The sequence below is a fragment of the Mesobacillus sp. genome, from assembly GCF_049588175.1.
Taxonomy (GTDB): Bacteria; Bacillota; Bacilli; order Bacillales; family Cytobacillaceae; genus Mesobacillus.
In genome coordinates this window covers 1-1,504 of the sequence record NZ_JBAVFI010000767.1, presented here as the reverse complement: position 1 = coordinate 1,504, position 1,504 = coordinate 1, and the positions used below count along the sequence as shown (strand labels likewise).

The 1,504-nt window shown below is 41.2% G+C and carries 2 protein-coding genes; both read left to right on the top strand.

The window, feature by feature from the left end; translation table 11 throughout:
- Positions 1-18 precede the first annotated feature (18 nt).
- Positions 19-765 carry an SDR family NAD(P)-dependent oxidoreductase gene (locus WB217_RS18545; RefSeq protein WP_423994803.1) on the top strand — a complete coding sequence of 249 codons (747 nt, stop codon included), beginning with the start codon at positions 19-21 and terminating at the stop codon, positions 763-765.
- 99 nt (positions 766-864) lie between these two features.
- Positions 865-1,504, top strand: a 640-nt coding sequence (locus WB217_RS18540; protein WP_423994802.1) for a lysozyme family protein, incomplete at its 3' end; no start/stop codon positions are given.

Here is a 1,504-nt window from a genome sequence, read left to right as displayed (position 1 = left end):
GAAGGGATTGAAATAGAATTGTTAAAAAATTTCACAGGAAAAACAGTCATCATTACCGGTGGTTCCAATGGAATCGGCAAAGGAATTGCAAAAGCTTTTGGAAAAGAAGGAGCGAATGTTTGCATTGCCGACCGTGAAGAGGAAAAAGGAAAAGAAGTCGTTCGACTGATCGAAGAGGCTGGAGGGAAAGCAGCATTCTACCAGACAGATGTCAGGATAGAAGATGATATAATCAATCTTTTAGATAAGGTCATCAATGAGTTTGGAACCATTGATATCTTAATTAACAATGCAGGGGTTTCAAGGTTCAAGCCCTTATTTGAATTATCGACTGAGGAATGGGAGGATGTCGTTTTTACCAATCTTCGGAGTGTGTTCATAGGATCACGTGAAGCGGCAAAAAGGATGACTCAAGGAGGAAGGATCATCAATATGGCATCGACCAGAGCGACGATGTCGGAACCGAATTCAGAAGCATATGCTTCTTCTAAAGGCGGGATTGTCGCATTGACCCATGCGCTGGCTGCATCCCTTCAAGCAAAAGGAATCACGGTTAACTGCATTAGTCCGGGTTGGATCCAGACAGAAGATTATCAAGAACTTCGGGAAAAGGACCATCTTCAGCACTGGTCAAACCGGGTAGGTAAACCTGAGGATATAGCGAAAGCCTGCCTTTATCTGGCGGCCCAGGAAAACGATTTTATCAATGGCCAGAATTTGATTATTGATGGCGGCATGACAAGGAAAATGATTTATGAAGAATAACTTCCAAGGGATCTGCTGGAATGTCGGCAGGTCCCTTGTAATTTTACGCCATTGTTTTATAAAATAGAGAAAAAAGAGTTTGGAAATTGGGAGAGAATCATGAAATACAACACTAAGAAACCCAAAAAGAAGAAACAAGTCCAAAGAAACTTCAATATTGTTATTCTGCTGTGTTCTGTTTTTGTTGGATTTTTCCTGCTTGATAGATTCCTAGATTTGTTCAACCAGAATTTAGTAAAGATAAACAGTGGGGCAAATAGTTCGATCGGTGAAGTGGCGAAATATACTCCATATATTCAGGAAGAATTAAAAAAGGTAGGTCTTGATGAGCATACTGTAACGGTTGCTGCCTTAATGATGCAGGAGAGTAAAGGAAAAGGCGGTGACCCGATGCAATCCTCTGAATCAGCCGGACTTTCACCCAATTCTATTAAAGATCCTAAACAGAGTATTCAGCAGGGGGTCAAATACTTTCAAAGAGCTCTAAATTACGGGGATCAAATGCAAGTGGATTTTCCGACAGTGATTCAGTCCTATAACATGGGCATTGGGTACATTGATTTTATTGCAAAGAATGGCGGGAGGCACAGCGAGGAGTTAGCGAAGAAGTTTTCGATGATACAGGTGGAAAAAAATCCGCAAACCTACGATTGCGGTGGGGATAAAAATAACTTTCGCTATCCATACTGCTATGGTGATTTTACCTATAGCACAAAGGTAGCAAAGCATATTGAATCGA